Annotated in this window: 13 protein-coding genes and 1 pseudogene; 8 read left to right on the plus strand and 6 right to left on the minus strand. The window is 64.6% G+C overall.

Features of this window, described 5'->3' with window-relative positions:
• Positions 1–3: 3 nt before the first annotated feature.
• From putA to RS027_RS10140, 3 genes are all read right to left on the minus strand, one after another.
• Positions 4–3,195 carry a bifunctional proline dehydrogenase/L-glutamate gamma-semialdehyde dehydrogenase PutA gene (putA, locus tag RS027_RS10130; protein WP_311956537.1) on the minus strand — a complete coding sequence of 1,064 codons (3,192 nt, stop codon included), beginning with the start codon at positions 3,193–3,195 and terminating at the stop codon, positions 4–6.
• Between the two features lie 192 nt (positions 3,196–3,387).
• Positions 3,388–3,747: a hypothetical protein gene (locus RS027_RS10135; RefSeq protein WP_311956538.1), complete on the minus strand. Its 360-nt coding sequence runs from the start codon at positions 3,745–3,747 to the stop codon at positions 3,388–3,390.
• 287 nt (positions 3,748–4,034) lie between these two features.
• Complete coding sequence (locus tag RS027_RS10140) at positions 4,035–4,442, minus strand: CBS domain-containing protein (protein ID WP_311956539.1); 408 nt, start codon at positions 4,440–4,442, stop codon at positions 4,035–4,037.
• Between the two features lie 124 nt (positions 4,443–4,566).
• Between RS027_RS10140 and RS027_RS10145 the strand changes: the two genes are divergently transcribed.
• The 8 genes from RS027_RS10145 (at position 4,567) to RS027_RS10180 (ending at position 11,325) form a co-directional block, all read left to right on the plus strand.
• Complete coding sequence (locus RS027_RS10145; RefSeq protein WP_311956540.1) at positions 4,567–5,136, plus strand: YqaE/Pmp3 family membrane protein; 570 nt, start codon at positions 4,567–4,569, stop codon at positions 5,134–5,136.
• Positions 5,137–5,216: 80 nt separating this feature from the next.
• The gene (locus tag RS027_RS10150; protein WP_311956541.1) at positions 5,217–6,107 is read left to right on the plus strand and encodes an EamA family transporter; all 891 of its coding nucleotides are present in this window, start codon (positions 5,217–5,219) and stop codon (positions 6,105–6,107) included.
• 61 nt (positions 6,108–6,168) lie between these two features.
• Positions 6,169–7,098, plus strand: coding sequence for an NAD(+) kinase (locus tag RS027_RS10155; protein WP_311956542.1), 930 nt, complete (start codon positions 6,169–6,171; stop codon positions 7,096–7,098).
• 2 nt (positions 7,099–7,100) lie between these two features.
• Positions 7,101–8,096, plus strand: coding sequence for a metallophosphoesterase (locus tag RS027_RS10160; protein ID WP_311956543.1), 996 nt, complete (start codon positions 7,101–7,103; stop codon positions 8,094–8,096).
• 221 nt (positions 8,097–8,317) lie between these two features.
• Positions 8,318–9,157, plus strand: a complete 840-nt coding sequence (locus RS027_RS10165) for a rhomboid family intramembrane serine protease (protein ID WP_311956544.1) — start codon at positions 8,318–8,320, stop codon at positions 9,155–9,157.
• A 271-nt stretch (positions 9,158–9,428) separates the two neighbouring features.
• Positions 9,429–9,716 carry a YeaC family protein gene (locus RS027_RS10170; RefSeq protein WP_311956545.1) on the plus strand — a complete coding sequence of 96 codons (288 nt, stop codon included), beginning with the start codon at positions 9,429–9,431 and terminating at the stop codon, positions 9,714–9,716.
• 37 nt (positions 9,717–9,753) lie between these two features.
• Complete coding sequence (locus tag RS027_RS10175; protein WP_311956549.1) at positions 9,754–10,557, plus strand: DUF2797 domain-containing protein; 804 nt, start codon at positions 9,754–9,756, stop codon at positions 10,555–10,557.
• Positions 10,558–10,665: 108 nt separating this feature from the next.
• Entirely contained in the window at positions 10,666–11,325 is a 660-nt protein-coding gene (locus RS027_RS10180) for a bifunctional 4-hydroxy-2-oxoglutarate aldolase/2-dehydro-3-deoxy-phosphogluconate aldolase (protein WP_311956546.1), read from the plus strand.
• Between the two features lie 11 nt (positions 11,326–11,336).
• On the opposite strand, the gene RS027_RS10185 is transcribed toward RS027_RS10180, so the two are convergent.
• The 3 genes and pseudogenes from RS027_RS10185 to RS027_RS10195 all read right to left on the minus strand — a co-directional run.
• The gene (locus tag RS027_RS10185) at positions 11,337–11,717 is read right to left on the minus strand and encodes a hypothetical protein (protein WP_311956547.1); all 381 of its coding nucleotides are present in this window, start codon (positions 11,715–11,717) and stop codon (positions 11,337–11,339) included.
• A 9-nt stretch (positions 11,718–11,726) separates the two neighbouring features.
• A complete protein-coding gene (locus RS027_RS10190) occupies positions 11,727–13,061 on the minus strand; it encodes a sulfite oxidase (RefSeq protein WP_311956548.1) in 1,335 nt (444 codons plus the stop codon).
• Between the two features lie 73 nt (positions 13,062–13,134).
• Positions 13,135–13,355 (minus strand): annotated as a pseudogene (locus RS027_RS10195) (IS110 family transposase); the annotation flags it as partial.

Below are 13,355 nucleotides of genomic sequence, written 5' to 3' on the forward strand. Positions count from 1 at the left end.
ATTCTAGTCGTTTCCCATGGCCAGCAGGGAAGCGTTGCCGCCAAGCGCCGCCGTATTATTGGTCACGGTCTTTTCCGAGGCAAAGCGCGGCAGATAGTTGGGGCCGCCGGCCTTGGGGCCAGTGCCCGAAAGCCCCTGACCGCCAAACGGCTGCACGCCGACCACCGCGCCGATGATGTTGCGGTTGATATAGACGTTGCCGGCGCGGATCTTGCGCGCCACCTCGTCGGCAAAGGTGGCGTTGCGGCTGTGAACGCCAAAGGTCAGCCCGTACCCGCGGGCGTTGATGGTATCGATGACCTGATCCAGCTCGTCGGCTCGGTAGCGCACGATGTGCAGAACGGGGCCGAATTTTTCGCTTGCCAGCGCGTCGATGCCGTCGATGGCAAACGCTGTCGGGGCGATGAAGGTGCCGTGCTGGATAACGTCCTCGTCCAGCGGCGTCTGGGCAATAAGGCGGTTCTCGGCGGTCAGCTTGTCAATGTGCGCCTGGAGCTGCTCCCGGGCATCCTCGTCGATGACCGGCCCGACGTCGGTGCCCAGGTCGCGCGGGTCGCCCACGCGCAGCTCCTGCATGGCACCGATCAGGATCTTGATGACGCGATCGGCCACGTCTTCCTGGAGGTAGAGGACGCGAAGCGCCGAGCAGCGCTGCCCGGCGCTTTGAAACGCTGACTGGATGACGTCGACGACCACCTGCTCGGGCAGGGCGGTAGAGTCCACGATCATGGCGTTGAGCCCGCCGGTCTCGGCGATCAGCGTGGGCAGCGGCGCGTTTTCCCGGGCAGCCAGCGCCCGGTTGATGATCTGGGCCGTATCGGTGCCGCCGGTAAAGGCCACGCCGGTAATGCGCGGATCACCGGTGAGGACGCTGCCTACGGTTTCGCCGTCGCCGGGCAGCAGCTGGACCACGTTGCGCGGCATGCCGGCGGCGTAGAGAAGCTCCACCACGCGGTGGGCAATCAGCGACGTCTGTTCGGCGGGCTTGGCCAGCACCGTATTGCCCGACACCGCCGCGGCGACCATCTGGCCGCAGAAAATGGCCACGGGGAAGTTCCACGGGCTGATGGCGGCGAACACGCCCTTGCCGCCCATCTGCAGGGTGTTGGACTCGCCGGTGGGGCCGGGCAGCTCGATCGCTTCGGCAAAAGTATCCTCGGCGCGCATGGCGTAGTAGCGGCAGAAGTCCACCGCTTCCTTGATTTCATCCACGCCGTCGGTGAGAAGCTTGCCGCCCTCCCGGGAGCACAGCGTCATGAGCTCGGGCATGTGGGATTCCAGCAGGTCGGCAAAGCGGCGCAGAATGGCGGCGCGCTCGGCGGCCGGCGTGGCATCCCAGTCGGCAAACGCCGCCCAGGCGGCATCGAGCGCCTGGGCGGTCTGCTCGCCGGTGACCCACTGGATGCTGCCCAGGCGCTGGCGCCGGTCGAAGGGGCAGGTCACGGCGTGGGTGCTTGAGGCGTTGTCTTCCACCTCGAAGGCCAGCAGCGGCCGGGCGGTGTAGGTTTTATCCATGAACTCGGCCATCTGCTCCATGAGCGGATAGTAATGGCTGCGGATATTGAGGTTGACGCCCCGGGCGTTGGGCCGCCGGGGGCCGTAGAGGTGCTGGGGCAGCGGAATGCGCGGGTTGGAGTAGGCGTCGTGGGCGGCCAGGGTGTCAACGGGGTGTTCGCACAGGGACTCCACGGGTACGTCCGGGTCCACGATCTGGTGGACGAACGAGGAGTTGGCGCCGTTTTCCAGCAGCCGGCGCACCAGGTAGGGCAGCAAATCCTTGTGCGCGCCGACCGGGGCGTAAATGCGGCAGTAGGTGCCCTGGGGGGCACGCTTCAAGGCCGCGTCGTAAAGCGCTTCGCCCATGCCGTGCAGACGCTGGAACTCGAACGCCCGGCCGTGGCGGTTGGCGTGGTCGAGAATGGCGGTGACGGTGTGGGCGTTGTGGGTGGCAAACTGGGGGAAGATGCGCCCCTGGGTATCCTGGGACAGTAAAAACTCCACGCAGGCGAGGTAGGCCACGTCGGTGCCGGCCTTGCGGGTAAACACCGGATAGCCCTCGACGCCCAGCTGCTGGGACTCCTTGACTTCGGTATCCCAGTAGGCGCCCTTCACCAGCCTGAGCGGGATTTCGTCGCCCTGCTGGTCGGCCAGCCGGTTAACGTAGTGCAGCGTGGGCAGCGCGCGCTTGGCGTAGGCCTGCACGACCAGCCCGAAGCGGCCCCAGCCCCGCGCGGCGTCGCTTTCGTAGACCGCGCGGAAGACTTCCAGAGAAAGCTCCAGGCGGTCGACTTCTTCGGCGTCGATGGTGAGCTCGACGTCAAGCTCACGGGCGGTGGTGACAAGGGCGATAACGGTTTCTACCAGCTCGCTGAGAATCTGCTCCCGGCGGCCGAATTCGTAGCGCGGGTGCAGCGCCGACAGCTTGATCGAAACCGACGGCGCCGGCGCTTTATCGCCGATTTTTTGCCGCGCCTGGCCGACGTGGCGGATGGCGTTCTGATAGTCGTTGAAGTAGCCTCGGGCGTCGTCCCGGGTGCGCGCGGCCTCGCCGAGCATGTCGTAGGAGTAGGTGTAGCCCTTGTCAAACAGCGGCTTTGAGCGCTTGAGGGCTTCGTCGATATCGCGGCCGAGCACGAACTGGCGGCCCATGATCTTCATCGCCTCGACCATGGCGCGGCGAATCACCGGCTCGCCCAGACGGTTGACCATGCGGTTGACAAAGCCGGCGGGGTGGCCGTCTCGGGGGTGATCGAGCTTGAGCACTCGCCCTGTGGTTAAAAGCCCCCAGGTCGAGGCGTTGACCAGCCAGGACTCGCTCTTGCCGACGTGGGCGTTCCAGTCGGCGGGGCCGAGCTTGTCCTCGATCAGGGCATCGGCCGTGGCCTTGTCGGGAATGCGCAGCATGGCCTCGGCGAGGCACATCAGCATCAGCCCCTCGTGGGTTTCCAGGCTGTACTGCTGGAGCAGCTCGTCGATGGTATCGACGGCGGTATCCATGTCGCGCACTTCGCGCACCAGCGAAGCCGTATCCTCTTCAATGCGGGTGAAGGTGTCACGGTCGGTATCCAGCAGCTTGACCAGCTCGCGAACAAAACGATCTTCATCAACAATGTAATGCTGGCTGATACGCTCCATCAGCGTATCGGGATCGGTTTGCCAGGTGGCTGAGTCACGCAGTGTCTTGGCATTGAGCATTGAAGTCCCCGAGGAAAGACGGAATGAATCAGGCAGTACGCACGGTGCCGGTAGCGAATGCCGTGGCAGGGCGCAGGCACCGGTTGGCCGGTTAAAGCGCTATTCTTTCATGATACGCGTCCCGAGATGAAGGGCTCTTCAGACTTTAGTGGAGGCGCTGAGACCCCGCCAGCCGGCTGAGGGAAGCGCCGGTCAGGCGTGCTGCAGCGCCATGCGGGCGGAGAGGTGGTCGCGCAGCGCCCGGAGTTCCTCCTGGCCGGTGGCGTTGAGCAGCGGCTTGCCCTGGGCAAGCTGCCAGTGACGGCCGTGCTCTTCCATCAGGCGAGACGCCCGGCGGCGCACGCTTTCCAGGTAGTCATTATGGCGGATCGGGTAGCCGATAAGCGTGTGCCACTCGCTTTCGCTGACTCGACTTTCCAGCGCCTTGTCGAAAAGCTCAAGCAGGTGGTGGGATTCGGTGCGGTAGCGCGGCGTGCGGGTCGTCAGCAAAATTACGACCGTGCTGCCAATCACCAGCAGGCAAACGCCAAATACCAGCAAGTAAAGCGCCATTGAGCGGCTCCCGGCCTGTGCGTAGCGGGTACGCAGCGTGAGTGGATGAAGCGATTGCGCATTATACGCAGACGCGCCCGAGGAGAAAATTTGCCCGTCGGTGAACTTTTATCCCAAGGGCTGTCTGAGTAGGTACCAACAGCATAGCGAGAGCAGTCGCCAAGACTGTTGCCCCGTAACCATTGCTGGACTGGCTTACTGTTTTTTTTGATCCCTTGCTTGCGCTGCCTTCGGGCAGCGCTTTTTTATGGACGGGCTTTGCAGGGCGCCGCACGGCGGCGCCAGGCTTAACGGCCGTGCATGGTGAGCAAGGCCATGAGGACATCGCGCCGGGTCACCATGCCCACCAGCCGTTCCTGCTCAACGACCGGATAGACCTTGGGCTTGGCTCCGAGCATTTCCTGGGCCAGGTCGATGATGCTCTTGTCCGGCGATACGCTCAGCACGTCGCTGCGCATCAGCTCGCTTACCAGCGGCGCTTCGTCGTCGTGGTACACGCTGTCGAGTATCTGGCCGAGCACGTCCTGCTCGGAAATGAAGCCCACCAGGCGGTCGGCCTCGTCGACCACCGGAGCGCCGGGCAGGCGGTGCAGCGTGAGCCCTCGGGCAAGCGTGGTGATGGGGGTGTCCAATGTCACCCGGAAGCAGTCTCGGGACATGATGCTGAGAACCGTTTCCGCAGAGGCCGTTAGCATGACCTTCTCCTATTCTGGTGTCAGAGGGCGTCCGTCGGTTGCAGCGTAGTTGAATAACGTGCTCACGACCGCCATCTTAGACAGTAGCCCATTTCGCAGCCGTTGACTCGGCAGGAGTACGCCCATGGACGCACGCGAGTATTTAAGCCGTAAAGGCGTGGCGCTGGACAGTGATCCGGATCGTACCAACACCCTGGAAGAAAAAGCCTGGGAGCGCGCTCGCCAAGCCGGTCAGCATCGCCCCAAAACGGGGACGCCCCACGACTGGGAAGACTGGGAGCGCTATCACGGCGAGCTGGCCGATGACGCCTCTTCCCTGGAGCAGAAAATCGACCGCGAAGCGCACCGCGAACAGGAGCAGGCCCCGGCCGAGCCGCCGCCGGTAGACAAGAGCCCCAAGGCGGGCGCCAGCGAGACAGCCGGCGCCGAAGCAAAGCCGGCCAGCGCCGCGGTTGGGCACTTTACGCCGCCCGCGCCCGAGCAGCCCGCCGAGCTTGAGATGCCCGACGTGCCCGAAGACCGGGAGCCTGCCGTGCTGAACGCCGCCTATGCTGCCCTTGCGGTGCTGCTGCCGCCGCTGGCCGTGGGGCTTAGCGGCGGCAACGGCCGGCGCGTGGCGATCAGCGCGGCGCTGACGCTGCTGCTGTGGATCCCCGGCGTTATCTACGCCATTGCCTGGCTGCGCCGCCCCTGAGGGCCGCCCTTGAAAACATTGGGACGTGGGGCTCGGGCCGTTATACTCGGGGTAAATATTTTTATTAAAAGAGGTTTACCTTGGGTTATCTTGTCGGCGTTACCGGGCTGTGGGCGTTTTCCTTTTCGTTGATCGGTGCCTATCTGGCCGGCCAGGTCGACAGCTATTTTGCCGTGCTGGTGCGGGTTTCGCTTGCCGCGCTGGTGTTCCTGCCGCTCTTGCGACCCCGCCTGCTGCAGGGCAAAAAACGTCTGGCGCTGATGGCGGTGGGGGCGCTGCAGCTGGGCGTGATGTATCTGTTTTTCTACTCGTCGTTTTTGCTGCTGTCGGTGCCCGAAGTGCTGCTGTTTACCGTGCTGACGCCGCTTTATATCGCGCTGCTCGACGACGCGCTTTTCGGCCGCTTCACGCCGCTTTATCTGCTGACCGCGCTGCTGGCCGTGGCCGGCGCGGCGGTGATTCGCTATGACGGCGTAAGCGGTGACTTCTGGCTGGGCTTTGGCGTGGTTCAGGGCGCCAACCTGTGCTTTGCCCTGGGCCAGGTGGGCTATCGGCGGCTGGCCGCCACGCTGCCGGCGTCGCTTGCCTGGCACAGCGTGTTTGGCTGGTTCTTTCTCGGCGCGCTGGCGGTGGCGCTACCGGCCTTCTGGCTGCTGGGGGATGCCTCGGCGCTGCCGCAAACCTCGACCCAGTGGCTGGTGCTTTTGTGGCTGGGGCTTGCCGCTTCGGGCGGCGGTTACTTTCTCTGGAACCGCGGGGCCGTCAGGGTCAACGCCGGGGTGCTGGCGATCATGAACAACGCCCTGGTGCCGGCCGGGCTAGTGGTCAATCTGCTGCTGTGGAACCGTGAGGCCGAGCTTGACCGGCTGGCGCTGGGCGGGGCGATCATCGCCGCCTCGCTGTGGCTGAACCAGCGGTATTATCACCGCAATCGGCGCCGGCCGGCCGGGCAGGGCGCCGGCCGCGCCTGAACGATTTGCCCGCCGAGGCCGGGGTCGACATAATGCAGGCCGATGTTAACGAGTTGCCTCAATGACTGACACAGCCACTGCTACCGGCGCCCCGGGCTCTCCCGGCGGCGCCCGGCCTTTTACCACCATCGGCCTGATTGGCCGGCTGGGCAGCGACAAGGTCGTCGACTCTTTAAAGCGCCTGATTCGCTACCTTGGCGAGCGCGACTACCGCGTGGTGATCGAGGACCGCACGGCCACGGTGATACCGGACCACGGTATGCCAGAGACCAGCCGCCGGGCGCTGGGCGAGCTGTGTGACCTGGTCATCGTTATCGGCGGTGACGGCAGCCTGCTGGGGGCGGCGCGCACGCTGTGCGAAACCGGCACGCTGCTGCTGGGCGTCAATCGCGGCCGGCTCGGGTTTCTGACCGATATCTCCCCCGCCGAGCTGGAAGAGCGGGTGGGCGAGGTGCTGGCCGGCCACTTCGAGCGCGAAGAGCGCTTTCTGCTGGAAGCCGAGCTTTACCGCAGCGGCGTGGCGGTGGGTCACGGCGAGGCGCTCAACGAGATCGTGGTGCACTCGGGCAAGGCCGTGCGCATGATCGAGTTTGAGCTGTTCGTGGACGGCCAGTTTGTCTACAGCCAGCGCAGCGACGGGCTGATTGTCGCCACGCCCACGGGCTCCACGGCCTATGCGCTGGCCGGCGGCGGGCCGATCATGCATCCGCGCCTGGAAGCGGTCACCCTGGTGCCGATGTTTCCACACACGCTGTCGAGCCGGCCGGTGGTGCTTGACGCCGCCAGCGAAATCCGCATTCACATCGGCGACACCAACCTGGTCTACCCCCACGTCAGCTGCGACGGGCAGACCCGTGCCGTGGCCAAGCCCGACGACGTGCTGGTCATCAGGCGCAAGCCCGAGCGGGTACAGCTGGCGCATCCGCTGGGCCACAATTTTTACGAAGTGCTGCGCAGCAAACTGGGCTGGAGCCACCGGCTGGGAGATTAGACATGGGCATGACCCCGCAGGGCAAGCCGCGGCTGGAAGGCTATGACTTGATCGGCGATGTTCACGGCTGCGGTGCCACCCTGGTGACGCTGTTGGAAAAGCTCGGCTATGAGCGGCGCGGCGGCGTGTATCGCCACCCCCGGCGCAAGGTGATCTTTCTCGGCGATTTGATCGACCGCGGTCCGCGCATCCGCCTGGCGGTGACCGTGGCCCGGCGGATGGTCGAAGAGGGCGAAGCCCATATCGTCATGGGCAACCACGAATATAACGCCCTGGCGTATAGCTACCCGGCACCGCCCGGGAGCGGCAAGCGCTGGCTGCGCGAGCATACTCCGCGCAACAACCGCCTGATCCGCGAAACTCTCGAGCAGTACTACGACTACACCAACGAGTGGGAAGATACCCTGGCCTGGTTCAAGACCATCCCGCTGTGCCTGGAAATCGACGGCATCCGCGTGGTGCACGCCTGCTGGGACCATGCCCTGATCAAGCGGCTGACAAAGCGCCACCCGGATGCCTGCATGGACGACGCCTTTCTGGAAGAGTCCACCGATGCCTCCACCGACGCTTTCGCCATTCTCGACCGGCTGACGCGCGGCGCCAATATACCGCTGCCCCGGGGCATCCAGATCCACTCCGGCGACGGCTTTACCCGCCAAAGCTTTCGCGCCCACTTCTGGAGCGAAGATCCCGTGGTGTGGGGCGACGTGGTATTTCAGCCGGATAATCTGCCCGGCGATCTGGAGTCGCGGCTGCTGGAGCCCGGCGAGCGCCGCCGCCTGAGCTACTACGGCAGCGATCAGCCGCCGCTGTTTATCGGCCACTACTGGTGCGAAGGCGTGCCGTCGCTGCCGACCCACAATATTGCCTGCCTGGACTACAGCGCGGTGAAGTACGGCCGCCTGGTGGCGTACCGCTGGAGCGGCGAGCAGACGCTCAACGCCGACCGTTTCGTATGGGTGCGGGTCCCCCGGGAAGAGAGTCTGCTGTCGGGCTGATCGCCGACTTTACTTTCAGTTACATATTTTCCTGAAACCGGGTGAACTTTATCCGCCGGTGGCCATCTGATTGGGTGTTCCCTTGAATGATCCCTTGCTTTCTCCGGCGGCCTCCACCGCCGGATTTTTTCGTCTGGGCGATCGCTTTTGCTGATCTGCGGCATGAGCCGCTCCGGCGGATGTGTCAAAATGATCCGTAGACATGCCACAAGAGATGTTTCATGCAGCCCGTCATGCTATTGCCCCTCGATGCTGATACCCGGCCGCTTCGCCAGGCCCTCTGGCAGCACCGCATCGGCCACCGCATTACCCGGGAAGACGAAGGACAGCTTCTGTGGCTGGCCGATCCGGCGCATCACGATGCGCTGCAGGAGATGGTCGGTCGCTGGCAGCGCGGCGACTCGCTGACGGCAGCTCCCGAGCGTCGCCAGCCGGGCCGCGTGGCGGGCCTGATGCCGCTGCTCAGGCGCGTTCCGGTCACGGCGGCAACGCTCGGCCTGTGCCTGGTCGTCTTTGCCCTGATCGGGTTTTTGGGCGACTGGCTGATTGTCCAGCTGACCATCGTGCCGATCGGTATCGCCGGCGAAGACCTGGTGTACGGCACGCTGGGTCAGGGGCTTGCCGGCGGCCAGCTGTGGCGGCTGATTTCCCCTGCTTTTTTGCACTTTGGCTGGATGCACCTGATTTTCAACCTGATGTGGGTGTGGTTTTTCGGCCGTCAGGTAGAAGTGCTGCAGGGCAGCCGCTGGATGCTGGCGCTGGTGCTGGTGGCAGGCGTCGGCGCCAATCTGGCCCAGTACGCCACGGGCACGGCGCTGTTCGGCGGTATGTCCGGCGTGGTCTATGCGCTGCTGGGCCACGTTTGGCTCATGTCGCGGCGGGTGCCAAACAGCGGTTTTTTCGTGCCATCCATGCTGGTGGTCTTCATGCTTGGCTGGATGGTCTTCACCATGACCTCCATGGCCGGGCAGGTAGGGTTTGGCAACGTCGCTAACGAAGCCCACCTGGGCGGGCTGCTGGTGGGGCTGGCCACCGGCTGGTTCGCCTCGTCGCGGCGCTGAGCTTTAGGGCTATCGCAGCACTCAAGTTGAGCCGGTCACAGGTCTACGATGGGCGCTATGAATCCCTCCCTGGACGCTACCTGCGCCATCCATGGCGTAGAACCCCTCTTCGACCTGTCCCCGGCTCCTCTGGACATAACCAGCTGCGATAACCTCGGTTTGAACCTGGCACCGGAAGTTTTCTGCCGGGGGCAATGATATCCTGAGGCCGCTGTCGGGTTCGCCGTCTTGGCGAGCGCCGGCGGAAGCCATGACCCGTTCGGAGCCTGCCATGAGTGAAATGACCTTTGAAACAATGATCCGTCAGATGACGCCGACCATCTACGCAAACCTCAAGGAGGCGGTGGCGCTGGGCAAATGGCCGGACGGCAAGCGCCTGACGGCCGAACAGACCGAGCTTTGCCTGGAAGCGGTGATGCGCTACGAAGTGGAGAGCGAGGTCCCTGAAGATCAGCGCGTCGGCTATCTTAGCCGCCGCACCTGCGGCGCCGGCACCGACGGCAGCGGCGTCTCTCCGGCCATGGCTGGCCTTGGCGAGGACGCCACCCGTGGCCGCTAACGACACGGCCGAAGCGCTTGCCGGGGGGCTTGGCAAAATGGCCGCCGCCCCCGACGCTCAGGGGCGAGTGGCGTACCGTCTGCGTGTGGGCGACGGAGAAGCCGGGCTTAATGCGCGCCTCGGCACGCCGCTGCGCCTTGAGTGGCAGGGCGCTATCCACTGCGTTCACTGCGGGCGCCACACCCGCAAAAGCTACGGCCAGGGGCACTGCTACCCGTGCTTCAAGCGCCTGGCGCGGTGCGACATGTGCATCGTCAAGCCCGAGCTGTGCCACTATTTTCAGGGCACCTGCCGCGAGCCCGAGTGGGGCGAGGCGCACTGCTTTACGCCCCACGTGGTGTATCTGGCCAATTCGTCCGGGCTCAAGGTGGGCATCACCCGCAGGACCCAGCTGCCCACCCGCTGGCTGGATCAGGGCGCCATCCAGGGCCTGCCAATTCTGGAAGTGGCCAGCCGCCAGCAGGCCGGGTTTGTCGAGGTGCTGCTCAAGGAGGCAGTCTCCGATCGCACCAACTGGCGCGCCATGCTCAAGGGCGAGGTGGATACCCTCGACCTTTACGCCGAGCGCGACCGGCTGCTTGATTCGTTTGCCTCGGGGCTTGACGCGCTGCGCAAGACCCACGGCGCTGACGCCATTCGCCGGCTGGATGCCGAGGTGCAGACGTTTTCTTATCCGGTCAGGGCGTTTCCTCACAAGGTGGCCTCGCACAATCTGGACAAAACGCCCCAGGTGGAGGGCGTGCTTGAGGGCATCAAGGGCCAGTACTTGATACTCGATACCGGGGTGATCAACCTGCGCAAATACAGCGGCTATCAGGTGCGCGCGATCCTGGCGGGATGAGACGAGCCGGCACGGTGTCACAGGTAACGCTATGCTGAGGGTAACGCTATCTAAGGGTAACGCTGGGCTGTCGGTAAAGAAGCCCCGCCGCGATTCCGGAGACGTTCCATGATGGATAAACAACTGCCCTCAACCCGTACTGCCGAGCTTGACAGCATCTGCTTGAAAGCCGAAGTGCTCCCGGTGATCACCGTCGAACGGCTGGAAGACGCCGTGCCCGTGGCCCGGGCGCTGTTCGCCGGCGGCTTGCACGTACTGGAAGTAGCGCTGCGAAGCGGCTGCGCGCTTGACGCCGTCACGCGCATTCGCGAGGCGCTGCCCGGCGCGAGCGTCGGCGTGGGCACGGTGCTCACCCCGGCCCAGTACCGTCAGGCCGAGCAGGTCGGGGCGGACTTTGTGGCGACGCCGGGCACCACCGATGCGCTTTACCGCTACGGGATAGAAAGCCCGGTGCCCATGCTGCCGGGTATTGCCAGCGTGTCCGAGGTGATGGCCGGCTGGCAGTATGGCTACCGCCGCTTCAAGTTCTTTCCGGCCGAGACCAGCGGCGGAGTGGCTGCGCTCAGGGCGTTCAGCGCGCCGCTTGCCGAGGCGCGCTTTTGCCCCACCGGCGGCATCAGCGTGGATAACGCCGGCGACTATCTGGCGCTGGACAACGTCATGTGCGTAGGCGGTTCCTGGCTTACGCCCAAAGCGCTGATCGACGCCGAAGACTGGGCCAGCATTGAGCAGCTGGCCCGGGAGGCCGCCGAGCGTTTTCACCACTAGGCCCGCGGTTACTATCCGGAGTCGGACACCGTGGGGTAGGGGTTATCGGGCCGGTCGGTGCGCGACAGCGGTAGGCGGCGGGCGCTTTCCTTGGGGCCGTAGTTGTCGGCCAGATAGTCGAGAATGGTAGCTTCGACGTCAGGCTGGAATTCCCACAGCCCCTGGGTGTCCTGCATCCAGCGAATAAGCGACTCCCAGTGGCCGCGCGAGCCGCTGTTCTGGGTGACCAGCCGGGACGAATGGCAAATGGTGCAATTGCCCTTGACCATCTCCCAGCCTTCGGCCTTGATCAGGCCGGTGTCGGCATCGGTTTCCTGGGCCTGGGCGCCGAGCGGAAGGCTGGCCAGCCCGGCCAGCAGGGCCGCCTTGCCCCAACAAGATAAGACACGCATAAAAGCCTCCTAGGCCACCTGGACCGCGATGCGATGGCAGGCGTTGTTGAGATAGCCCTTGGGGTTCCAGCCGGGGACGACCATCGGCTGGGAGCGTCCGTCCTCGTCGGTGGCCCTTGCCCAGATTTCGAAATAGCCCTGCTCGGGGAACTCCACCGAGGTGGTCCAGCGCTGCCAGGCCAGTCGGTTGGGCGCATCTTTCAGGTCGGCTTTCTGCCAAGTGGCGCCGAAGTCGATGGAGATATGCACCTCCTTGACGCTCAGATCGCCGGCCCAGGCGTGGCCGCGCACCGTCATGGGCTCGTCGCGCGACTGCTCGGTACCGGACTCGGGGTAGGTCACCAGCGATTTCACCGGCATCGAGTGGATGGTAACGAAGTCCTCCTCCGGTACTTCGCTTCCCGGCGCTACCGGATGCTTGGGAACGCTGTAGGAAGGCGGGGCCATCTTGGTGCCGTCGTGCTTCTGGTTGCGAATCACGATGCGCTCAAGCCACTTGCCGGATACCGACCCCGGCCAGCCGCCGCAGACCACGCGCAGCGGGTGGCCGTTGAGGTAGGGAATATCCTCGCCGTTCATCGCCCAGGCAATCAGCGACTCGTCTTCCAGCGCCTTGTCGATGGGCACGCCCCGGGAAATGGGGTCCCGATCCGGATCGCCGCTGGCGTGGGCGTCAGCGCCGTAGTAGCCGGTGTAAACGGCGTCGTCGGCGATACCGCAGGCTTCCAGCACGTCGCGCAGGCGTACCCCGGTGAAGGTCGGGCAGGCGACTGCGCCGGTGGTCCACTGGTTGCCGCTGGCCGAGGGCACGTATTCGTGGCGGCCGTTGCCGCCGCACTCGACGGTGAGCTGATAGGTATGGTGCTCGAAACGCTCCTTGAGCTCGGCGATGGTAAAGCTTTGCGGGTTTTTGCACGACTCGCCGCCGATTTCGAGCTCCCAGCTGTCGACGTCGATATCCTCAACGGCCGGCGGTATACCGTTGTTGCGCACGAACATGTGCTTGGCCGGGGTAACGTCGTCGTCGAGCAGGTGGGGCGGCGTTTCGGCGTTGATCGGCCGGTCGTTGAGTACGGTCAGGCCGTCCTTGCCTTCCAGGTTGAACGACTCGTCGCTCTGGGCCAGCGCTGCCGGAATCAGGCCGCCGGGCATGCGGTCGGCAAAGGGGATCGAGCCGCCCACCGCAGCGGCCATGGCCAGCAGGCTTGAACGCTTCAAAAAGCCGCGGCGGCTGGTGGGGTCGACCTCACGATCCCAAAGCTGCTTGTCGGCCGCTTCGGGGTCTTCGGCATAAAGCTCGTGGATGCCGCGGATCTTGGCGTCATCAGAGGGGCGTTTCTTCATGGCAAATTTCCTGGTTTGCCCGCCGGCCGGCGGAGTCAGCGGCAAGCAGGACGCGTTGATGCTCCTATATCTGTCAAGTCGCGTATTCAGCTACTTTGGGGCCATACCGTAGGAGACGATAAACCTCACGAATGATGTAACGCTTGAGGCACCTGACAATGTCACGTTTCGTCTTGCCTTCTGCGGTCCTTCGCGCAACGTACACCTTAGTTGGCTCGTGGCCTCGCATTCGCACAATCGCCGCGCGATAGATGGCAGCATTGAGCTGTCTGTGTCCACCCCTGTTGATTCTAT

This window comes from Halomonas garicola (assembly GCF_031935715.1).
Taxonomy (GTDB): Bacteria; Pseudomonadota; Gammaproteobacteria; order Pseudomonadales; family Halomonadaceae; genus Vreelandella; species Vreelandella garicola.